Origin of the sequence: Paenibacillus oryzisoli, assembly GCF_001653565.1 — a bacterium.
In the GTDB taxonomy this organism is placed as follows: Bacteria; Bacillota; Bacilli; order Paenibacillales; family NBRC-103111; genus Paenibacillus_E; species Paenibacillus_E oryzisoli.
The window spans coordinates 125,935-148,176 of sequence record NZ_LYPB01000069.1; the positions used below are offsets into that span (position 1 = coordinate 125,935).

Consider the following 22,242-nt stretch of genomic DNA (forward strand, 5'->3'; position numbering starts at 1 on the left):
CAATGTTTACCATGCAAAATGAGATCAAACACATGTCATTGTATGACGACATGCGTTTGATCTCAAATAATGGAACAACTAAGATTTAGCTCATTACCATGAAACGTGAATCGTTCCTGTTATACCTACCAGACGCAACCGATTATCTTCCTGTAAGCCGTTCCAATCCAAGATACTGCCATCTCCACGTTTAATCTCAATGTTTCCCGACTCTAACATGTCTAAGGGTGGATATACCGTCACATCGGCATGCAATAAATTGCTAATGCTGATGGTGCGAATCATGCGTTTCATCTTGGACGGCGTTGGCTGATTCTCGCGGCACGTCACTCGGCTCCGCTCTAGCTGGTTCACGAACACACGGCATTCATCGCGAAACGTTCGGTCAAGCGAATACTGCCCAGCAGCTCCGTTGCCAAGTATGACCGTTTGTCCTGGGAACAAGGGAACCCCATCGGGAAACCGCAATTGGAGTTGTACCGACGAATCCTGCTTGCAACCTGTCACAATGAAACCGTTCTGATGCCGCGATACGAATAGAAGCGCCGATTGCGATTCCTGATCTTGCTTCACTTGGCGCAGGGAGAGGCCAAAGTCCTGCAACATGTATCGCAGAATCATGGACGTATCCATCCATTCGATATCCTGTCGCACCGGTAGATGCGTAATGCCAGCCTGAACGAAAGGCAGCGAACCGCGTACCCAGCCAATGCGCCCGCCGTTCCATTCTAGCAGCGAACGGGACAAGGCGAAGATCCGTTCTTCCCCCTCCTGTACAGCGACTGCACCGACCCGTGTACCGGCATCTTCCTTGTTGCGCAGCGTTACCCCCAGCGTACCATCTCCGAGGTCAGAACGATGCCGCAGCTTGCGCTCGCCGCTGTCGCTGTATACTTCGTCTTCCTCGAAGGAAAGCGCTAGGGTCAAATCTCCCTCTAGCCCGCCGCCGTCGGCAGCTTGAAGATTCAACAGCTCCAGCAGTTGGGGCTGCCGCACATCGCCGTAAAGCAACACCTTGCCGCCGTTTTGGACGATAGCTGCCAGCTCGGCAATCCTCGCGTCGTCCAACCACATCGCCGATACGAATAGTATCGTATCTTTGAGCTTACGCCGAGCTTCGGCTGACATTTCACGGAACGTGTCTGTACCGAGTACCGTGTTGACCGGGAAACCATGATTAATCGCGCAGCGCACGAACCAATCATGGAAAAACACGCGGCCGGAAGCTTCATTATCCTCTTGGACTGCCTCATGGAGCTCACGGAACGGATACAGCCAAGTGACAAGCCCCGGTTCATCCGGCGCTTCACGGAAAGCCTTTTGCATATGAGGAATAACCTCCGCAGGCCCGTCACCCCATAGCTCACCTTTCTCCGTATCAATTGTCAGAATTTCCACGATGCCCGGCATTTCTGCTGCACCATCAGCATTAATGCGTGTTACCGAGAGAGGTCCGTAAATATCGTGAGGCTCCCGATCATAGTAATCCCACCACGGATTCTGCCAAAACCATGGATCATTCACGTAAAAACGATACGGAAACGTTTCTCCTGGCAGCTCGGCAATTCTAGACATGTAACCTGTCAGCTCCAGCCCAAAGTCGTAGTTGAGTGCACCCCAAGGCGAGTTTGGCGGAGGAAATTCAAGATACTTTTTCTCATATAGCTCAAGCAGTGGAATGTAATCTTTGGCCAAGTCCATGCCGGTTCCGTAATTGGTCCCTCTCACCTCTGTCCTTACTCCTGGGCATTCCTTCTTGAACAGATCCCAGAACGACATGACTTTAGAGGAAAGCTCGCTATAATCGGCTAACGGCATATCCGTCCCGTTATAATTAGCACCGAGATATGTCCAAGGGAAATAAGATAGGGCAAAGCCGTTCGAGAACCAGATATAGTCGAAACCGATCGCAGGTAGGAAACTTGCGCATTGGCGACCGAGAAACTCTCCAAACGGCGTGCCTTCTGGAATTCCACCAGGATAAGCAGCATATGCAGTTCCATCAGCATTTAACTTGGACCAGGAACAGACAACGGTATAATCGGCTTTCAGCGATACATACGTACCGCCAAGCTCCGCACGATTAATCTCTGGATGGTCTTTATATTTAAAATCAGAATAAGCAAACTCCGGACCCGCATCGAAAGGAATACCTATCTCCAGTCGAACACCGAATTGGTCTGCTGCAATCCGTTTGAATGAATCGACTACTCGGCGCAAATCACCGTATGTAAATCGAACCGGATTGTCGGTATATAGGCGGGCAACGTGAGGATCGCTCTTGTCCTTGATATGACTGAACATCTCTTCGTTGGCAAAACCGATATAGCGAGCCCACTCGAATTCGTCTTCGTGCTGACCGTTCCATGTTAGAATCTCACTGCCATCCGAAACCCACAGCAGCACCGAAGCTGAATCTGCCATGCCGATGAGCGGTTGCCATTGTCGCAGTGCTTCCGTACAAACTTCATCAATCGCAGCCTGTTCAAGACTCCTGAACGGCTTCAGACTCATTTCCAGCGTAGCGCGCTTCAACTGCTTAGCACCGCTGTTAGCTTCCTGCGTCACCTTATTCAAGCCAGTTCACTCTCCCTTATACGATTTCCAGTTCAATGCCCAGCACTTTGGCAACATTGCGGATTTTCGGAGCGACATGCCCAACGCCTAGCGCGAAATGGTGAGTTGGACCGGCCGAGCACCACTTCTCAACGAATTCGGCAACGGAGCAGCCGAAACTACAGCGCGTGTTCGTGTTGCCTGTCTGTGGAATTTCTCCTTTGATCGACTCGCCTTCCGTGGCGATCATCTTGAACTTGCCGTCTACCGTCTGTGAAATCCCCAGCAAAGTGACTGGGCCTGACTTGATGCTGAACTCAACGCCGATGCCGGAACCGCGCTTGCCGTGGAACAAGTCCAGCCCGCGAATAATCGGACTGCCATCGCTGATTTTAATGTTATGCGGTCCGTCATGGCCCACTAACACGATGTCATCTACGAAATCGCAAGGGTGCAGCTCCGCGAATGAGCCTCCTGCATCGAGCCTGTCCATGATCAGCATCGCTGCGCATGTTTTGAGATCCGCTTCGCCCGCAAGCGGGATGCCTTTACCTGTCAGCAGGGAATTCCCAAGCACCATATTGGAACCGATTCGTTCGTATTCATTGCCATCCAATCCTCGGTAATAATACGCGAGTCCCGTTAAACCATTCTCCGCTACAAGCTTATCGAGCCCGACAGCAACCTTGGCTGACCAATCCAAATCTTCCGGCTTAATTGGTCTTGTCACAGGATCGATGAACGGATCGGAGATCGTAAATATGCTCTTAATCTCGTCGAGCTTATTTGCTGTTTCAGCGGCGGTTACCCCGTTCACCAGCTTAGCCAAATCGCACATTTCCAGCATCTGCACATGGGAGCCAAATGCGGCTGTAAATGCTGTCGGGTCCGAATTCATATCATACATACCCTCGTAGGTATGACCCAAGTAACCAATTCGTGCATGCTTGAAAGCACGACGCGCATTCGCGACCTGGCACCATGACTTCAGCTCATTCGCAGCTCGTGGATCATCATGCAGCGTACCAACGATCATGCCTGCTGCAGGTTTTCCTGCGCGGATGAGTACTCCGCCGATTTCAGGAAGCGAACATATATTATCGTTGGCTAGCTGCATGTACGTTGTTGTGTTTCTATAATCAAGCCGTTTTCTCGGCTGAAGCGCTACCAGAACCGTTGGCACGCCGACATTCAGAATGGCCGTTGCTGCCGAGGATGAGGTTACATAAGTGCTCAAAAAGACAAACAGGAAATCGATATCTTGACGCTTTAAATGCGAAGCTGCCGCGAATGATTTATCAACATTATCTACAAAGCCAGCCGAAACGACTTCAACCTCATGAACGCCTAGCATCGCTTCGAACTCTTTACCGTAACCGATCAATTCTTCCCGAAGTCCAGGAAATTGCTCCCAATAGGGCTCATGCCCTACGTTCATGACGCCTACGCGCGCTGTTGCACGTTTGAATGATACACTCATTTTCAGTTCCCCTTTGATTGGTAATGACTACACTTATAGAGTATTAAATCAGCGCTTTTTTAACAATGAACAGAACAATTATTATTAGAGTAATTCTACGAATTGATATCTATAAAAAAAAAACAATCAGCTCTTGTTTCTGCTGATTGTTTATCGCTTATTCTTCGGAGAATACCAGCACCGTTGCAAGTAATAGACTTCTTCCCCTACTCCTTCACACTGCCCAGAACAATCCCTTTCGTAAAATACCGTTGTAGAAATGGATATACAATTAAGATTGGCAACGCACCAAGAAAGATTTGAGCTGCACGTGCGGTTCTGTCAGAAACGAGCGCGATAACCTCTAGATCGATATTACTCTTAACCAGCGAATCGAGGCCGACCACGACCGTGTACAAGTAGCTTTGAAGCGGATAATGCGTTGGCGAATTCATGAAGAGGATACCGTCAAACCAAGAATTCCAATGTGAAACAATAGCAAATAGCGTCAATGTCGCTAAGGATGGCGTAGATAACGGCACAAAAATGCGCCACAGAATGCGCCAATGTCCGGCGCCGTCCATCAGAGCAGCTTCCTCCAATTCCTTGGGTAAACTGCGGAAGAAGTTAAGCAGGATTACGACGTTGAATACGGGAACGGCGTTATGGAGTACGAGTGCCCAGATCGAATCAAGCAGCCCAAGCGAGCGTATCGTCATATAGAGCGGAATAATCCCCCCGCTAAACAGCATCGTAAATACGAATAGCCAGACGTAAATTGTCCGTCCTTTGAGCGCATTTCCCTCCTTAGAAAGTGGATACGCGACCAAGATTGTCAATACCATATTCAGTGTCACGCCCAGTGCAACCCTCTTGAGGGTAACGAACAGCGATGTCAGAAATGCTGGTTTACTCAAAATAAAATCATACGATTTCCAAGTGAAATCAATAGGCCAAAATCTTACTTCGCCTGCTGCCACAGCATTGTTAGAGCTGAGCGACATCGACAGCAAGTGGATGAGCGGCATGATACATAATATGGATAAACCCAAAAGAACCGTGTAGTTCGAGATAACGAACACTTTTCGCGGCCAGGATGTAGATTCGAGCATCACGAGTCCTCCTTTTAAAAGATTCGGTAGTTGGCAAATCGGTAGGCTAAGAAATAAGAAGTCGATATGAGGATAAGCGACACGAGTGATTTAAATAACCCAACCGCTGTTGCAACCCCATACTGTGCATCAACCATCCCAATTCGATATACAAATGTATCGATAATGTCCCCACTCTGGTAAACGATGGGACTGTATAGATTGAATACCTGATCAAAGCCGGCATTGAGCACGTTACCAATGCTGAGCGTAGCCAACAACACGATAATAGGTGCCATGCCGGGCAGTGTGATATGGAGTGTCTGTTTCCAACGACCCGCCCCGTCTACTCTTGCGGCTTCGTACAAAGCAGGATTAATGCCTAGAATGGCTGCTAGATAGACAATCGTGCTAAACCCAAATTCTTTCCACTCATTGGAGATAACCAATGTAAATGGGAACCAACGATTGTCGCCAAGGAAAAATATGGGTTCGATGCCAAGACTCTGGAGTCCAGCGTTCACGATCCCTGTTTTCGGTGAGAGCACGTCGATCAGAATGCCACTCAAGATGACCCAGGATAAGAAGTGCGGCAAATAAATGAGCGTTTGCATAAATCGTTTCATCGCTTCTTTACGAACTTCATTTAGCAGTAATGCTACAACAATGGGTATAATGAGCCCAGCAATAATTTTCATAATGGCAATGTAAACCGTATTCCACAGCACTTGATAAAAATCCGGGAGCTCCATGACGTAGCGGAAATTATCTAAACCAATCCATTTGGAATGAAATAACCCTTTCGTCGGTATATACTTCTGAAACGCAATGGCCGCACCTGCCATCGGATAGTAACTGAATATGATAATTGCTGCCAAACCCGGAATCAACATCAAATGCAGTGGGAGCTGGATTCTCCAGTTTCTGCCCTTCATTCTGTCTTCCCTCCACTCCATCATTCGTAATAAAAGCATAGAGGGCAGAGCTTAAGCTCCGCCCCTGATAGCACTATTTATTTTTGCTATACCAATCATTTACTTCTTTCTCGATGGAATCGCCGCCAAGCTTCTTAAATTCGTCAGCGAATTTATCAAAGTCGTCGATGGATGCGTCACCCATAATAATTTTCGTATACGTCTCGTATATTTTCTTTTTGAGGGTTGGCAGTTTCTCCGACATCGCAGGTGTTGCAGGACCCAGGAACAGGTTATACTGACCAAGTTTAGCCTGTTCGTACTTATCGATTACACTGAAAGTACCATCGGCACCAAATACCATATTCGAAAACCACATCGTATCGTCGCCTGCTTTAAACTTCGACAAGCGGTCGAAATGAATGGTCGCTGGGAATTCGAGCTTGCTGCCGTCACCTTTCTTAAGCGCTTCTTGTACTTTGCGGAACGCTTCAAGATTGGTATTCAACGGATCGATAATGACAGGCGCATACTTGCCTGGGAATATCCCTGTCTTGCTGTCCGTAATAAAAGGATTAGGATTAGGGGCATAAGAAGTTTCGTAATAACGATTGATATAAATATTAGCCAACTGAATGACAGCCTCTGGGTGTTTCGAGCCTTTCTTCACTACATAGAATGTGCTGGCCGTATCATTAAGTTGCGGAATAGCGGGCTGTGCGTCAGTGGAAATGAGCGGATACGCCTTCCATTGCGCCTTCGGATCCTTCGTATGGTTCTCTTTTTGAATAAAGCCGCCATCTGCTACAGTCCCATAAGCCAAGCCAACACGTCCGGCTGCCACATCCTCTTGAATTTTCGTTGCCGGTTTAACACCGAACTCCTTATCAATTACGCCATCCTTATACAACTGCTGCAGCTTTTTGAGAGGCTCCTTCAGCTCTTTCTGTACCGAGCTGTATACAAGCTTGCCTCCTGCATCCTTAATGAATAGATCGACATAGGCATGATAGCTGTTGAAAAATCCGTTTAGCGATCCATGTCCACCATCCATGAAGTCCTTGTTCAACGCAAGACCGATCGTATCTGCTTTACCGTTGCCATCTGGATCCTGCTTAGCAAATGCTGTAGCAGTTTTGAACACGTCGTCCATCGTTTTTGGCTCTGGCAAATTAAGCTTTTGCAGCCAATCCGTTCGTACATAAAGCATCGAGGCTGTGCTAGTACCACCGTTGGAATATGTTCTAGGGATACCGAGCAGTTTGCCGCCTACTGTTGCAGCTTTGAACCCTACACTACCGTCCTGATTGAGGACGTTTTTCAAGTAAGGGGAAGCATATTGTGCCCACACTTTCGTAAGATCTTCCAACATGTCTGCATCAATAAGCCGTTTCATTTCTTCCTTATTGACTTCCAGGAAGTCAGGAAGATCGCCCGATGCTACCGAAACGTTGAGCTTCTGATGATACTGAGAAGCATCGACAGACCATACATTTTTAACTTTAATGCCATAGTCATTCTCGAAGATCTTTGTCCAAATGTTACTGTCAATGGAGTCCCCTTCGGCGTATTTCATCGTTGCATCAACAGAGCGAACCGTAGAAACCTCGATTGGCGGATTGTACTTGGCTAATGGTTGAGCACTTGTCGCTGCCGATGGCGACGGACTTACTGCTGTACTGCTAGTTGCAGCCGGTTGATCTTCTGTCTTCCCACAGGCACTTGCGAGAACTGATAAGGCAAGAACCGCACCCAGTGAAGCAGCTCCCAACTTTTTATTTCCCATGTTCATTTCCGTTTCCCCCTATTTGGCAATTCGTTCCTGATTGGTACTCCTTTATTATAAAATCAAGTGATCCGTGTTCGAAACGGGACATTTTTGTGTCAGTTGACTTTTTTTAACTAGTTTTCGTAATGCTATTTATGACAAATAATTCAAAAAAAGAGGCCAAGGTATGGTCGCTAAAACGGACTATTTCATAACGGATTCTCGGTATTCCTGTGGAGTTAACCCTGTCTCCTTCTTGAATAGTCTAGTAAAATAGGCTGCCGAATCTAGGCCGACTAGTGCGGCAATCTCTTGGATTTTATGATCGCTTGTTCGAAGCAGCTGCTTACTTCTGGTTATCCGAACTTCCGTTACATACTCAAGTAAGCCTTGACCCGTTGTCTGCTTGTACATCCGAGACAAATAGGGAGAACTCAGATGAACGAGTTCAGAAATCTTCGTTAAGGACAATTCCTCATTCAGGAATTCGTTGACATATTGCTTGATCCGCCCGATCAAGTCGGTCGTCCGCTGCGCCTGCTTTCGTCCGTTATACTCGGCTAATGAATCGGCAATTGCCGCCAAGTGCTGTACGGTGGAATGGAGATCGACTCCCACAGGCAGTTGAACCAACGACTCTAAGCTAAATGCCGCACCAATCAGTGAAGCTAAACGACGCTTATTGATGTACGTAATGAAAAAGGCTGACATATTGGCAATCAGCTCCAATTTAAGCAGCTCCCCGTCTTGACCATCCGGTAGAACAGATGCCTTAACCGCGAGTTCCGCGAACAACTTACGGCAAGCCTCTCTCTCACCGTTATCGAGATACGTTTCCAGTAAGTCGAGATTACGCGTATAAGCTCGCATGTCATTCTCAGCGAAGAAATCTCGGCTTGCCCTTTGCCCTTCACCGGGGGCATCAGGGAGCTCTCTCATTAGAACCTCGAGATCGTTATACGCACCGCCTGCTAGCTGGATCTTGAGCATATCGACGCGTGTGGATAAGTCCTCCCACTTAGATGGTGTAGAAGCAAGTATGAGCGAAATAGGGACCTTAAGTGAGCTCTTTGTAGCATTCTGAATGAGCTCAGCATTTCCCGCTAGCTGATTGTATGCCTGCTCTTCCGCAGGTGTCCCATCTTCACTTGCACGGAACTGCACGAGCCATACGAACCTGCCACGGTCATAGGGAAAAGCCGCGAATTTCAGCGTGTCCTTCAAATATTCTTCCGCAATATTTTGAATGGAATAATACAGCAGCGCTTTATCACCAGGTAAGATGAAGGAGCCCCATTCGTCGATACGCCCCAAGGCAATTAGCACTGGCCGCCCGGCATCCAGTCCAATATCCAGCTCTGTAAATCGCCGAATCCGCGCATCAAGGGAATCCACCTCTCCTTGTGCAAGCTGCAACAAATAATCGCGCTGCAGAGAGGGTACAGCTACATGCAGTTGTTCGCGAGATCTCTTCAATATTGCTTCACGGTCAACTTCTCTTGCGATATCGTCAAGTGCCTTTCGAATCGCACTTATAATAGCTTCGTCCCCCTCCGTCTTGAGGACATAATCGATACCTCCCTTACGAATCGCTGACTGGGCATAACCAAAATCATCGTATCCCGTCAGGAAAATCACACGACAGCGAGGCCATTTACCACGTGCAAGGTCCGCCAGTTCCATTCCGCTCATACCGGGCATCCGAATATCGGTGAGCAGGATATCCATTTTTCCTTCTCCGAACTTTTGAAGAGCCTCCCTTCCCGAATAGGCCTTCACGATCTCGGCTTCCAGCCATTCCAGCTCCATGAGGGCATCCGCCAAATATTTGACAGCTAACGGTTCATCATCGACAATCATTACCTTAATCATCGCTTAAGCCTCTCTTTCTTCAATGGCTGCGGGGAGCGGAAGAACAAGCGACACACGGAGTCCTCCGCTTGGTAGGGTCGCTATGCGTATACCCGCCATATCGCCGTATTTTAGCCGGAGCCTGCGATGAACATTCAGTACGCCTGTAATTTCAGTTGGTTGGTCCCTGCCATTCAGCAAGCCGTGCCAACGTTCAAGCTCATCTGCCGTCATCCCTTTTCCGTTATCCTCGACATCAATGAGCAGCAGTTCGCCACCACTTTCTGACGAGGAGACATTGAAACCTATTCTTACATGCCTATTCTCATGCTCCAGTTCGAAGCCATGTTGGTAGGCATTCTCGACAATTGGCTGTAAAATAAGGCGAGGAATCATGATATTCTTAGGCGCGTCCTCCACTTGTTCGATCGAGAATGTAATGTGCCCGGAGAACCGAATCGTTTGAATTTCACAAAGCGCACGAACATGCTGCAATTCCTGCTCTATCGGGACCTCTTCCACACCGTTTCGCGTGATATATTGAAAATAATCACCCAAATATTTGGAGAACCGAGTAGAATTGTCAAAATCATGCGCCTTGGTCATGCGGTACAGCAAATAGAAGCTGTTATATAAAAAATGCGGATTAATCTGAGACTGGAGCTGCTTTAACTCCGACTGCTGTACGCGAATTTGTTGCTCATAGACTTCAAATACAAGCTTATTGAGATGGGTAACCATGAAGTTGAATTGCTCATATAAATCGTGAAACTCATCACTGCTTTTGTAAGCTAGTGCGACCTGCAGATCACCGGACTCCACCTTCCGAAACGCACGGATCAGCTTTTGGAGCGGTCTGTGAATCAACCGATACATATACAGCGAAAAGAGCACAACAACTACGATAGCGACGAGCGTGATCAGCCACATATATAATCGATATCGGTCAAGCGCACCCATAACAGCGTTTTCAGGGACAAAGGCAAGCAGCGTAATCCCGAGCGCAGGCGAATACGCCGAGACCGTTAGAAACGGCTGCCGATCGATGGAAATGGTCCGCATTTCTGCTGGAGCCTCCATCTTTCCGGATTTCTCCAATTGTAAAGCTTGTTCTCGAAGCAGAACGCTAATCGAATCATACGCTGATTCGTTACTTGTACTCACGATGGCCCAATCCGGGTGAATTACGGCCGCGCCCCCCAGTTTACTATCCGTCATTTGGGACAAATATTGTTTGATTTTCGGAATGGACAACTCTAACTCCAAAACGAACATCGGGTCTCGACCTTCCACGACTTGCGTTGTTGGGTAGTATTCTCGCAGCAGCACTTTTTCCTCATCATGGTAGAAGAGTCCGCGGTGCGCGATGGCAGCGTCTTTCTTCAACTTCAGCAACTTATCCTGAAGTAAGTTACCGGACAGCTCGTCCGACGAAATGGTCTTCCCGATTGGCGGAATATAAGCGCTAGCTCTGGCAACGTAAAGGCTTGACTGTTTCATCACATTCAATCTGGCCTGGAATCGCTTGATGGCAGCAAGCTTCTGGTAATCCGTTAAACTTTCACTCGTAATGCTGAGCGATTCCAAATCTTCGTCGTTCACATATTCCCGCTGCAGGCGCTGCAATCGATCGATCTCATTTTCAAGCGATGTTCGATAGAAGAGAAGTTGGAACTGGAGCGATTTAAAAATCTCTTTGCGAACAAGTGTGGAGCCCCAATCGTTAATCCGCGTGCCGACAACATACATCGGTGAGATGACGATCAAGAACGTTACAATCAGTTTACTCAAAATTGAAAACCTTCTAATTCCCCATCCGTTTCGCACAGATTCACCCGCATCTTTCTTTTCTTTTTATTATATAGGAGACAACGTCTACCGAATACTGTTGGATTTCTTTCAGCATAATCAACACCGCTTTAATTTAGCTATGAAGATGACAATCATTATTGGAGGAATGCTACGATTTTGATATAATCAGCTAGACATCTGAGGATTGAGAATGTAAGGAGGATTGCACGATGATTCACCCAATCGCTATTTACTTCGAGCACTGCGAGCCGGAATGGCATGTCCCCCGCGCAGCAGCGAATAATCATATTCTGATTCTGATGACTGGCGGTGAAATCACGTATACCGTCGGCAACCAAACATTTATCCTCAAAAAAGGAGATCTGCTATTCGTGCCGGAAGGCCATATTCGAAGCGCGCTGAACGTTTCCAAGCGAGACCACGATATGTATGTTGCCCACTTTCGTTATGAGGGGACTGGAGACGAGTTACCGCTGCTTGCCGAACCCGCTTGTCAACTCACCAGGCCGCACAACTTTGAATATATTAAGCAGCGATTCTCTTCGCTCACCCAGTACTGGCTTCAAAAATCCACGTATACACGAACGCTTTGCCATAGTGTACTTCTGGAAATCATCGCCATTATTAATGAAGAAGCCCATACAGGAACGATTTCACATCCTAAAGCTCATGGCATTTCCATGCAGCTGAAAGACTATATTTTGCATCATTACCGCGAACAACTCGACATGGAGGAAATGGCCAAACATATCGGACGAACACCGAACTATATCAGCACTGTTTTCCGGGAAACCACTGGACAGACGATTACAGCTTATATCCAGCAAATTCGAATCGCTGCCGCATGCGATCTCTTGACCGGCTCCCAGATGAGCATCGGAGAAATCTCTGATTATCTCGGATTTTGTGAGCAATCTTATTTTAATAAAGTGTTCAAAAAAGTAACGGGTACGATGCCCTCCGCCTATGTAAAAGAGCGTTTGAAGGTGTGGCAGTAAGCCACCATGCTATGAATCTACATGTAGACAATCGTAGAATTACTCCAAAAACCATCCCGGTGTTCATTGTTTCCATGATGTTTTTTTCCTACAATGAAAGGTAATCAAATTATCAATCTACCCATTGACTGGAGGAATCACTGATGGACACATCCGCTAATGCCACACATCAGCTTGACGCGAACTTGCAGCCCGACGAACCTCGTACGGATCAGTGGGAATGGCATTCGCCGCTCGCATCCCCATTCCAGTTAACTAGTCTTCCTTGGCTAGCTCAGGATGGACTTTATCGAAGATTGCCGCTGCATCCGAGCCACCCCATTCGCTCTGAAGTAGATCGTCTTGCCAATTATACAACCGGTGTGCAGGTACGCTTTGCAACGAACTCCCCGAAGCTTGCCGTTAGAGTCGTACTGGCGGACAAAGCCACGATGTACCAGATGCCCGCTACTGCGCAATGCGGCATCGATTGTTATATCGGCCCGTCAGGCGCTCAGCAGTATATCAACACCACGCGCTTTGACCTTGCGCAAGCAGAATATGAGAGCGTTCTCTTCGAATCCTTCCCCAAGGAGATGCGGGAGATTACGTTAAACCTCCCCTTATACCAAGGGGTCAAGGAGCTATGGGTTGGCACTTCTCCTACTTCTTCAGTAGCTGAATTTCATGGATTCGCCTCTGATAAAAAAGTACTGATCTATGGCACCTCCATCACCCATGGTGCTTGCGCCTCGCGACCTGGCATGGCTTATCCGAATCAGTTAAGCCGCATGTTTCCCCTCGAATTCGTAAGTCTCGGGTTCTCAGGCAACGCGCAGGGTGAACCCGAATTGGCTCATCTCATTAGTCAAATCCAGGATCCTGCCCTGCTTGTCCTCGATTATGAAGGGAATACGCCAAGCAAAGAGCATCTGGCACAATCACTGCCAACTTTTATTCACATCTATCGCGATGTTCATCCAGACGTCCCTATCCTTGTAATCTCCAAAATTCCTTACGCCAAAGAAGCCTTCGACGAGGAACTGCGTCAACGTCAAGAAGGCCTCAAAATACTTCAGCGCGAAACGGTAGAACGCATAAATCAAGAGGGGGATGCGAATGTTCACTTCTGTGACGGCTCGGAGCTGTTGGGGGCAGACTATCAAGAAGCCACGACGGATGGGATTCATCCTTCTGACTTAGGCTATAAGCACATGGCCGAAAACCTTAAACCGGTTATAGCGAAACTTTTAAGGATTTGATGCCCTTAGAAAAGGCTTATACGAATAAGGAGCTAAGCGATTTATTTGCGCTTAGCTCCTTTGCTTTTGGCATTCACTGTAGTCTGTGGGAACTACTCTTTGATTTCACAATCAACCATGACATGAATCGTATCGCCTTTGTGTTCATTCCGCAATTGAAAGGCACGTTCCACCTCACTGAGCGGCACAATATGCGTTATCATTTCTTCTGTATTCACCAGTCCATCCAGGACCAGCCGGAGTCCTTCCTCGAAATAACGCCGGTTGTCGATATCACGTTTCGGCTCCGTCGATAGAATGTCCAATCTTTTCTTGTGGATCTTGAAAAAATCAACAGGTTTATGGCAGGTGCCGATGCAACCATACATAACAATTCGCCCATTTTGGGCTGCTGCCTGGATCGCGTCTACCATGCCTTCGCCTTCTAGAAGACAAGGAATGACAACATCAAAACCATCTGGAAAATCATGCTTGAGAATTTCCATGGTATCCGCATGTTCATGAGGAATCTTGTACGTATGCGTTGCGCCGTATTTGCGAGCAAGTGCAAGCTTTTCGTCGAATAAGTCTGTCACAACTAGATTTCGCGGACTGAACAAGCTAACCACTTGCGTCATAATAAGCCCACTAACCCCTTGTCCAGTTATGAGCACGTTCTTATTCGGTGAGATTTCAGCTAACTCGGCAGCGTGGATGATACCTGGCAACACTTCGATTAAGGAGCCTTCGATGAGTGGCAAATCTTTAGGAAGCACTTTAACTGAGAACGGCTCGCAGCAGACATACTCCGCAAATGCTCCCCACACATATTCTTGCCGACTTTATCTATAACACCTGCTACCTCATGACCAAGGCGTGTCGGATACGAAATAAATTCGGGTTCGCGAGCCCCCCGGAACACCTCGACATCACTACCGCAAATCCCCACCCATTTCACTTTGACACGTACTTCACCTTCGTTCGGTTCAGGGATCAAAGCCCTGCGATTACTAACCTTTCCAATTCCGTCCATGACAGCACATACTTGTGTATGTGGTCCTTTATCATCAACTAGTTCCATAGGAGGAACAGACATTTTTCTAACCATACATCCACACCTCTCTTAGATAATTCAGTGTTACGATCTAGCAGCAAGAAACCATTATGTCATCAGTGCTAAGCGAACCTTGCTCACGCCGTGCTGGACAGATTCTCCATGCCAATAACGATATATATCCTCGACTAACGATCTTCCGATTCGCTTCCGGGAAGACGGGTTCACACCAGCAATATGCGGCCTGACTAGCACATTAGGCAATCGACGCAACTCACTGTTCAGCGGCAACGGCTCCTGTTCAAATACATCCAACGCAGCAAAAATACGATTCGTTCGCAGTTCCTCAATTAGTGCTTGCTCATCAATGACGCTTCCCCGAGAAGTATTAATGAGGAGGCAGCCATCTTGAATCAAGCGAAGCTCATCTCGTCCGATCATGTGGTCCGTTTCGGGAATCATAGGCAAATGTAGGGAAATTACCTGTGCACGCTTCAGTACATCATGCAAGGGAAGCAATTCTACACCGAGCTCTGCGGCTTTCTCCCGTTTCATATAAGGATCATAAGCGATGAATCGCACGTGGAACGGCCTCATTAAGCGGATGACTTCCTGAGCCACCATGCCAAGCGCGACAAAACCTACGGTTTTCCCTCGCAGCTCATCCGCCTCCATCGCGATAGATTTCCAGCTGACGCCCGATCTCATCGACTCATCCACCAGCTTAACCCGATGACCCACAGCAAGGATTAGTGCGATGATGGATTCCGCAACCGATTCGGCAATGGCGTGACCTCCTGATAATACCGTTATGCCTCTATCAAAAGCTTCAGCTGCTACGATATGTTTCACCGAACCTGCCATATGAGCTACTAACTCAAGCTTAGGAGCTGAGTCAAGCATATCCCTTGTAATGGGTAAACTCCCCCACGTGGAAATACAAGCGGATGCATTCCCAAGATGACTCATCAGTTCAGTCGGAGTGAATGGACGATCATATGGATTTAATACAAGCTCTCCTACCTGTTTTAACTTCTCTACTACGTCCGGTTCCAAAAAAGCAGACAGCTCATTTTGTTGTATTTGCACAACAATTTTCCTAGTCACAGTCTTTTTTCCCTTCTCTCATGTACGTCATCATCTAGACGAATCACCGAATTCGTCGATATGGACGCAAATATGGCATCCATTACCCGCATAACTCCCAGCACTTCATCTCCAGCCGCCAAGGGTTTACGTTCCTCTAATAGTGAATCAACAAATTCCTCTAACTGCCATGTAAAGTTGGAAGCATGCTTGCCCCAGCATTCTACTTTCTCCCCATTGTCCCAAAGTTCATGCTCATCCTTCAGATGCAGAACGCCTTTCGTCCCTGTCATGTAGCGGAGGTATACGCTGTCTTGCGTGCTCCAGATCCGTTCGCCGCCAAGTCCTTCCTCATCACCCGGAACTCTTCCAGCATTAAAGGACATCATCACGTTAGCCATCCGATTGCGGGAGAATTTCAATGAAATTGCAACCTCATCCTCCCCTTCCCAATGGGGATTATGAGAGTATCCTTGCGCATAGACAGTCTCTGGCAATTCACCGTATGCCCAAACGATATAATCCAAGATATGACTGCCCCAAAGAGGAATGATAAAGCCTCCGATGTGCTTAACATCCTTCCACCAATCCGCTGCCGGCTTATTAATATAAGCTAATAGCATGGCATGAATCGTAAACAATTCACCAATCTCACCGCTATGGATTTTGTCAATCGATGTCATGACAGGAGCGAAGAATCTTCGACTCTGTCCGACCATTAAGGTTACACCGTTCTGTTCAGCAGCTTCAACCATCCCCTTGCCTTCGGAATAGTTGAGAGCCATCGGCTTCTCAATGAGAACATGCTTGCCTGCCTCCATCGCTTTAATGGCGTAAGGCGCATGCAAATCATGCGGCAGCAGGAGCAAAAAGGCATCAATTGCTGGATCCCCAAGGGCATCGTCAAAGGACGTGTATAGGCTTACGCCATCCCAACCTGCCGCAGCCCTAGCTGCTTTATCCGGATCACGGGAAACAACTGCCTGAAGCGTGACTTTATCTCCAAGCTCTTTAATCGCTGGCAAATGCGAGCTTGATACTCGCCCCAAGCCAACGACACCTAAGCGTATTTTATTCGCCATATACTTGCCATCCTTCCTTGCTCACTAGTTAGATTGAAAGAGTGTTCTGGCATAACGGATATCATCCCGAATCAATCGATCTACTTCCGACTCCGCCGTATACTCTGCTGTCAAACAGATAACCCCTTCATATTTCCGTTTCGTTAGGTATGCCGCAACACGCTCCCAAGAAGCCATGCCTTGACGTCCGGATGTAAAATGACGCTCCCATTGTGCTTGCTCCGCTTCCGGTCCGTTGCTGCGCGTATAGAAAACATTTTTGAGATTGACCATATGGAGGTGGGACCAGACAATGTCCAAGCCAAATTCAGGCTGCTGTCCAGCCAAGGCATCATGCGAGCAATCCCAGACGGCTCCTATATGATTAGGATTGAGACCTTGCAGTAAGTCCATTAGACCCGAAGAATCCGGAATAAAGTCACCGTAATGCTGCTGAACGCTAACCTTAACCCCGTATTGCTCACAAAGATGAGAAACCTCTTCTAAGTGCTTACGCAGCTTTGCGACCGATTGAAGATAGCCTTCTTCAAGTGAAACGGCCGGCATAATTCGAATGCGGGGAATCCCTGCCTCAGCGCAAGCCGAAAAAATACGTTCATCCGTTTGACTAGCTACGCTAAATATCCGCAATCCATGATCCGCCATAAACGCAGCAAGCTTGTGCAAGCCTTTTTCCGCATCAGCCGGCTCCAATTGAAACCCTTCTCGCAAAGGGAACTCTATGCCATCAAAGCCGCTCTCTTTCACAAACTTGACTAATTCTTGCACAGGAGTCGTTCTCCACGGTTTGGTAAAAACAGAAAATTGAACAGGTGACTGCGTCATTTGTAACACTCCTTTTTTGAGTTAAACATCTGCTTTCCTTTTGGCATGCTGAACGTTCTCAGACCTCATGTGGTATTCCTTATAGGTTTCAAGCTTGAATACTTCTTGTATCCTAGCTAGGGGCCACTCTTGATCATTGGACTCCATGGTGAATATATTTTCTTGAGAAAAGCTTTCGATGGTCACTTTGCTTCCTAGTCTGCCTTGAATTTCTAGAAGCTTGTCATACTGATTGTCAATGTGGAAAATTTGCTTATCGAGATCGATTGTTTTCGTTATCCACCCTCCCCACTTGGAAGTCGACGCAAGAATTTTGCCTGTCTTATCAATAATCTTCGAATGATTCGTTCTTACCGAGGAGACGACATAGTAGGAATTTAACCAGGCATGGGCCTCGAGCGGAAAGCCGCCATCATAAGCGGAAGGCCATACAACAAGTTCAGCGCCCTTTAATTTCAGTGAATGCCATAGATTCGGATAACCGATATCATAACAAATGGCAATCCCGACTTTGCCGAAATCCGTCTCGAACACAGGTATTTCTGCACCAGGTGTAACTCCATCCTGCTTCATTTCACCATCGGTCGGATGATGCTTAAGATATCTCCCAGCTAACTTTCCTTCTCGGTCAAATAACCAAGCGACCACATACTTTTTGCCCTCTATCCTTTCATGGACACTAGCGATGATGTAACTATTGAGTCGCTCTGCTTGTTTGGAGAGCACATGGTACGTTTGCTGCGTCAATTCATCTGAAGTTTCATGGTGATGGTCGCCCCCGGTTACAAGAAACACTTCAGGAAAACAGATAAGATCGGGCTTCAGCTCCGTGAAAGCATCCAGCATGTTCATAGCTCTATGCAAATTGTCTTCTTGTGTGGCGCCTTGAATGAGTTCTTCGTTAAAGCAGGTGCTAATGACATTTACTTTTCTTGGCATACTGTGTCCTCCTTTATGTAGGGCCGTTATAGGACGGCCCCACCATTCTCTTTCGTTATCACACTAGGAATTCGTAAGCTCTCCCGTAATGCCTAGCAATGCAATAATCGCTTTGGACTGACCGCTCAAATCAATTGTAGTAATTGTTTTCTCTGGATTCGGGTTCGTAAACAACGTGTTAAATACAGCGCGTTCTCCTCCATTCGTCATAGTATACTTCTTGGCAATGACGACTGCTGGATTAATGGAAGGCACATACCAATCATCAATATTTTGTTGAAACACAATAGGCTGATCCACTTGTGTGCCGTCTGAGTAATGAATGATATAGTTCCCAATCGTTGTACTGCTAGGTGCGGTTGGATACATTAACGTGTGTAGAAATCCTATTTTACTAAACTTTTGATTCACAGGTATCCCTGTCAAACTTACAGGCAAGTTCGGCCTGATCGTCGATCCGCCAGCAATCATCATCACGGTGGGGTCGCTCATGCTCGCGGGCAATTGATAAGGAATACCGCCGATCACTTGCTCCCCTGTCTGAAAATTCGAGTTGGCAATGTTCTCTGGACCAAAGTCCGCCCAGCCTCCCTGCCCGTCTCCTGCAGGCGATTCGTCACTATACGATTGATTGGCCAAAGACGATAAGGAGATATACGATTTTTTAGACGTGTCCAACTGCATCGTCACCTCTTGCGGTATATCAGCGACATTGACGAAGTCGAGTGATTCGACGACAAAGGAGCCGCTGCTGTTTGCTGTAATGCCAATCCCTACAGAAACCGCACTCGTTGGCACTGGATCTATCACAATATCTTTGGTAATCGTCACGTAATCCGTCCCTAAATCCGTTATTTGCTTAGCAGCATAAGCCGTACCTTGATACCACAAGTAGACATTCGGATTTTCAGTTATTTTTTTGATTTTCGCAGATAATCTATACGTGCCGGGCTCTGGAGGCATGATCCCTGTCTGTCTGATCGTAACCCGCTCTTGTCCCGTCGCACTCATTTGCACCGCATAGTTGCCTTCCTGCTGACCTTGAACTGTACAGATGCTGCCACCTTTGGAAGGTAGATAATCCCATTCTTGCGGAATTGCCGTACACAAGTTCATATTCGCATCGCCGGTTAAATTAATAAAATCAGCGTTTCTGAGCAGCGGTCTCGATTCTAAAGCCACTGCACTTACCACTTGAATCTGGCCCGTGCTTTCGATATAAGCGATATTTGAACTCTGAATCACTTTATTGCCATTAGGTTTCGTAGTCACTGTAATCGGATGATCATAGAGATCAACAACAGAGGCTATATTTCCGCTCAATTCATATTCATAAGCACCTGCCGTTGTATTGTTCGCTCCAAGGATCGAAAGCCTTTTCCCATTGGTTAATTCAAAGGACTGTCTGACTCTGAAGGTGGTCGTTGAGATTCCCGGCCACGTTAACGTCTCTTGAATGGAACTCGCTTTACGAATTTTGTTATTGAACACGCCTAACACATAGTAATCGGGTTCCGGTGAAAGGGTATAGCGATTAAAGAATACTTCGAACGTGCCCATATTAATAAATTTGCTGTAACCCATTTTTAAATAATCGACTAACCATTCTACGGTCATGTATAAGCGAGTATCTCGATCTGGGGTTGTAAAATGCATCTGCTCACTCATCCAATACTCGGTTCCTGGACGTGCCAGCTTTAATTTATTTACCCACGGTGTCGTTTTCGAGTTCGCTTTGGCGCCATCATAACCATGCACATTATAAATATCAAAATAATTGACCCCATTCTGATACTGAGCCGCATTATCGAAGAAAACCGTCGGCAGTTTCACATTATCGGCATGATCTGAATACCCGCTCGTCAAAATTTGTGCATTGGGATCTGCTCGTTTGGCCTCCCGGTAAGCAATTTCGAGCAATTCCATGTATTGGGCATCTGTTCCCGTTAATGTCGCAGCAACGCTGGACTCCGCATTGAAATTGACTTCATTATAAATTTCCCAATATTTCACTTCGCCCTTATAGCGACTTACCGTTTGATAAATATAATTGGCCCACTCGCCTTCAAAATCTTTCGGGACCCAACGCTCAGGACGCTGTGCCAAGTTGCTCGTTTCCATGATTGCATCTGTCGGTTTCGTCGCTGCCCAACGGGACGGGTAGCCTAACACGCCTAGAACTTCAAGCCCCGCTGCTTTGCTTTTGGAAACGTATTGATCTGTTTTCTCCCATTTGAAGGTGCCTTTTGTAGGCTCAACAACATTCCAAAGGAATACTTTCGCTTCGGCCCACGTGCGCGTTATTCGAGCATTCACATCCGTCCAAATTTTCGGATCCCAATCATATTTGGAATGAAAGCCATAGAAATCCGCGTAGACCCCATCAGTGACAGACGTATCATTCGCAGGAAGTACAGCAATGGCACTATAATAATTGGCGATGGGGCTGCTGCCTGCGGATACAGTCGTTTTCAACTTGTAATAGCCCTCAGCATTCAACTCCGGTAAAGCCAAGTCGTGAATCGCATATTTCCCATCATTGTCGGATTGTACAGTGAAATTTTTGCTCACGATCGGCTCACTGTTTGTGTTTGCAACATCGAAGTTAACGGCCGTGGCCTCGATGTTAACTGTATAATTCTGGTCTTCCCCGCTATAGTTCAAAGAAAGCATTGGAAAACTAATGTTCTCGCCCACTACAAATTGCTGTGTTTCCGCGCGCCACGCAGGTGCCAGAACGTGATAATTTGTTAAACGATGCCAGTTCGTTCTATAGCGCTCTACTGTTTTCATCTCATTTTTGACTAAAAGACTTGTATCGCTGTCCGCTTTAAATTTACTGTCTGGCACACTTAGCAGCTCCGACGAAGATAACTCTCTCGTTGAAATTTTGAGTTGTTCAACATTGAACGGCTCCGCCTTTTCGACCTGAAGCACATTGGCATATAGATCTTCACTCAAGGAACCAGTCATGGACACTTCACTGACCATTCCACTCGGTATCGAGAGCTGCTGCTGCATCCCATTGATGTATAAACGGATCCGGCTAATGTTGGTCGACGGGGAGTAATTCCAGGTCAATGCCACGTTTACACGCTCTCCCGGGGTGTATGAAAATGAAGTAAGTGCGCCACTAAATGAAGTCGTGGCATCTTTACGAATAACAAATTTTAACTGAGCGTTCTCTTCAACTGGCGGTATATAAATTCCTAACAAGGTATTACGACCTGCACCTAAATCCCTTGAAGGTGTGACAGCAAACGCGAATTCATAGTCATTCCCTGATTCTACTGCAGGCTTCGTAGGATGCATCGTCATTTCAATGGTTCCTTGATCAGGACGAAGAATGCCTCGTGTGTAATGCTTAAATTGCGTATCATTCTGGTAATAATAGGTATTCTGTGCATTCGTAGTGGCCGCGTTCCCAACAGTGGGCATCAACGGTAGTGCGGAAAGTGCTAGAACTGAAATCATCAACCATATCAGGACTGTCATCCCTCTGCGCCTGTTACTCATGTTCATCCCTTTTACCTCCCTGTCTAATTGTACAAAATGGTGTTTCTTCCCAACAACTGGATAGAAGTAAG

At 47.0% G+C, this 22,242-nt stretch carries 16 protein-coding genes; 2 read left to right on the top strand and 14 right to left on the bottom strand.

Translation table 11 applies throughout. From position 1 onward, the window contains the following. Positions 1 to 93: 93 nt before the first annotated feature. The 7 genes from A8708_RS15315 to A8708_RS15345 all read right to left on the bottom strand — a co-directional run bounded on the left by A8708_RS15315 (position 94) and on the right by A8708_RS15345 (position 11,430). On the bottom strand, positions 94 to 2,577 hold the full coding sequence (locus A8708_RS15315; protein WP_068664857.1) for a hypothetical protein: 2,484 nt from the start codon (positions 2,575 to 2,577) through the stop codon (positions 94 to 96). 16 nt (positions 2,578 to 2,593) lie between these two features. Further along, positions 2,594 to 4,036 (bottom strand): L-fucose/L-arabinose isomerase family protein, encoded by a 1,443-nt coding sequence (locus tag A8708_RS15320; protein ID WP_068664859.1) that lies wholly within the window; start codon positions 4,034 to 4,036, stop codon positions 2,594 to 2,596. Positions 4,037 to 4,242: 206 nt separating this feature from the next. Next, on the bottom strand, positions 4,243 to 5,127 hold the full coding sequence (locus A8708_RS15325; RefSeq protein WP_068664861.1) for a carbohydrate ABC transporter permease: 885 nt from the start codon (positions 5,125 to 5,127) through the stop codon (positions 4,243 to 4,245). A gap of 14 nt (positions 5,128 to 5,141) precedes the next feature. Then, complete coding sequence (locus A8708_RS15330) at positions 5,142 to 6,041, bottom strand: ABC transporter permease (protein ID WP_068664863.1); 900 nt, start codon at positions 6,039 to 6,041, stop codon at positions 5,142 to 5,144. Positions 6,042 to 6,114: 73 nt separating this feature from the next. After that, positions 6,115 to 7,812: an extracellular solute-binding protein gene (locus A8708_RS15335; protein WP_082927530.1), complete on the bottom strand. Its 1,698-nt coding sequence runs from the start codon at positions 7,810 to 7,812 to the stop codon at positions 6,115 to 6,117. Positions 7,813 to 7,992: 180 nt separating this feature from the next. Then, the gene (locus tag A8708_RS15340) at positions 7,993 to 9,660 is read right to left on the bottom strand and encodes a response regulator transcription factor (protein WP_068664865.1); all 1,668 of its coding nucleotides are present in this window, start codon (positions 9,658 to 9,660) and stop codon (positions 7,993 to 7,995) included. Between the two features lie 3 nt (positions 9,661 to 9,663). Further along, positions 9,664 to 11,430: a sensor histidine kinase gene (locus tag A8708_RS15345; RefSeq protein ID WP_068664868.1), complete on the bottom strand. Its 1,767-nt coding sequence runs from the start codon at positions 11,428 to 11,430 to the stop codon at positions 9,664 to 9,666. A 230-nt stretch (positions 11,431 to 11,660) separates the two neighbouring features. Here A8708_RS15345 and A8708_RS15350 point away from each other — a divergent pair, with 230 nt between their 5' ends. Continuing rightward, positions 11,661 to 12,449, top strand: a complete 789-nt coding sequence (locus A8708_RS15350; protein WP_068664870.1) for an AraC family transcriptional regulator — start codon at positions 11,661 to 11,663, stop codon at positions 12,447 to 12,449. Positions 12,450 to 12,592: 143 nt separating this feature from the next. Then, positions 12,593 to 13,690, top strand: a complete 1,098-nt coding sequence (locus A8708_RS15355; protein WP_068664872.1) for an SGNH/GDSL hydrolase family protein — start codon at positions 12,593 to 12,595, stop codon at positions 13,688 to 13,690. A gap of 92 nt (positions 13,691 to 13,782) precedes the next feature. Here the strand turns inward: A8708_RS15355 and A8708_RS15360 are convergent, their stop codons facing one another. The 7 genes from A8708_RS15360 to A8708_RS15385 form a co-directional block, all read right to left on the bottom strand. Next, positions 13,783 to 14,445 (bottom strand): zinc-binding dehydrogenase, encoded by a 663-nt coding sequence (locus A8708_RS15360; RefSeq protein WP_204787539.1) that lies wholly within the window; start codon positions 14,443 to 14,445, stop codon positions 13,783 to 13,785. Further along, the gene (locus A8708_RS36135; protein ID WP_204787540.1) at positions 14,406 to 14,750 is read right to left on the bottom strand and encodes an alcohol dehydrogenase catalytic domain-containing protein; all 345 of its coding nucleotides are present in this window, start codon (positions 14,748 to 14,750) and stop codon (positions 14,406 to 14,408) included. Before A8708_RS36135 ends, A8708_RS15360 begins: the two co-directional genes overlap by 40 nt. An 81-nt stretch (positions 14,751 to 14,831) precedes the next feature. Further along, positions 14,832 to 15,812 (bottom strand): hydroxyacid dehydrogenase, encoded by a 981-nt coding sequence (locus A8708_RS15365; RefSeq protein ID WP_167355892.1) that lies wholly within the window; start codon positions 15,810 to 15,812, stop codon positions 14,832 to 14,834. 14 nt (positions 15,813 to 15,826) lie between these two features. Then, a complete protein-coding gene (locus A8708_RS15370) occupies positions 15,827 to 16,891 on the bottom strand; it encodes a Gfo/Idh/MocA family protein (protein WP_068664876.1) in 1,065 nt (354 codons plus the stop codon). 24 nt (positions 16,892 to 16,915) lie between these two features. After that, positions 16,916 to 17,716, bottom strand: a complete 801-nt coding sequence (locus tag A8708_RS15375) for a sugar phosphate isomerase/epimerase family protein (protein ID WP_068664878.1) — start codon at positions 17,714 to 17,716, stop codon at positions 16,916 to 16,918. Positions 17,717 to 17,737: 21 nt separating this feature from the next. Continuing rightward, the gene (locus A8708_RS15380) at positions 17,738 to 18,655 is read right to left on the bottom strand and encodes a carbon-nitrogen hydrolase family protein (protein WP_068664880.1); all 918 of its coding nucleotides are present in this window, start codon (positions 18,653 to 18,655) and stop codon (positions 17,738 to 17,740) included. A 63-nt stretch (positions 18,656 to 18,718) separates the two neighbouring features. Further along, complete coding sequence (locus tag A8708_RS15385) at positions 18,719 to 22,177, bottom strand: endo-1,4-beta-xylanase (RefSeq protein WP_204787541.1); 3,459 nt, start codon at positions 22,175 to 22,177, stop codon at positions 18,719 to 18,721. Between the last annotated feature and the right edge of the window lie 65 nt (positions 22,178 to 22,242).

Excerpts from the sequence above, each read along its gene's own strand:
- A8708_RS15320 (WP_068664859.1), bottom strand. The coding sequence starts at position 4,036 with ATGAGTGTATCATTCAAACGTGCAACAGCGCGCGTAGGCGTCATGAAC.
- A8708_RS15325 (WP_068664861.1), bottom strand. The coding sequence starts at position 5,127 with ATGCTCGAATCTACATCCTGGCCGCGAAAAGTGTTCGTTATCTCGAAC.
- A8708_RS15330 (WP_068664863.1), bottom strand. The coding sequence starts at position 6,041 with ATGAAGGGCAGAAACTGGAGAATCCAGCTCCCACTGCATTTGATGTTG.
- A8708_RS15335 (WP_082927530.1), bottom strand. The coding sequence starts at position 7,812 with ATGAACATGGGAAATAAAAAGTTGGGAGCTGCTTCACTGGGTGCGGTT.
- A8708_RS15340 (WP_068664865.1), bottom strand. The coding sequence starts at position 9,660 with ATGATTAAGGTAATGATTGTCGATGATGAACCGTTAGCTGTCAAATAT.
- A8708_RS15350 (WP_068664870.1), top strand. The coding sequence starts at position 11,661 with ATGATTCACCCAATCGCTATTTACTTCGAGCACTGCGAGCCGGAATGG.
- A8708_RS15355 (WP_068664872.1), top strand. The coding sequence starts at position 12,593 with ATGGACACATCCGCTAATGCCACACATCAGCTTGACGCGAACTTGCAG.
- A8708_RS36135 (WP_204787540.1), bottom strand. The coding sequence starts at position 14,750 with ATGGAACTAGTTGATGATAAAGGACCACATACACAAGTATGTGCTGTC.
- A8708_RS15370 (WP_068664876.1), bottom strand. The coding sequence starts at position 16,891 with ATGGCGAATAAAATACGCTTAGGTGTCGTTGGCTTGGGGCGAGTATCA.
- A8708_RS15375 (WP_068664878.1), bottom strand. The coding sequence starts at position 17,716 with ATGACGCAGTCACCTGTTCAATTTTCTGTTTTTACCAAACCGTGGAGA.
- A8708_RS15380 (WP_068664880.1), bottom strand. The coding sequence starts at position 18,655 with ATGCCAAGAAAAGTAAATGTCATTAGCACCTGCTTTAACGAAGAACTC.
- A8708_RS15385 (WP_204787541.1), bottom strand. The coding sequence starts at position 22,177 with ATGAACATGAGTAACAGGCGCAGAGGGATGACAGTCCTGATATGGTTG.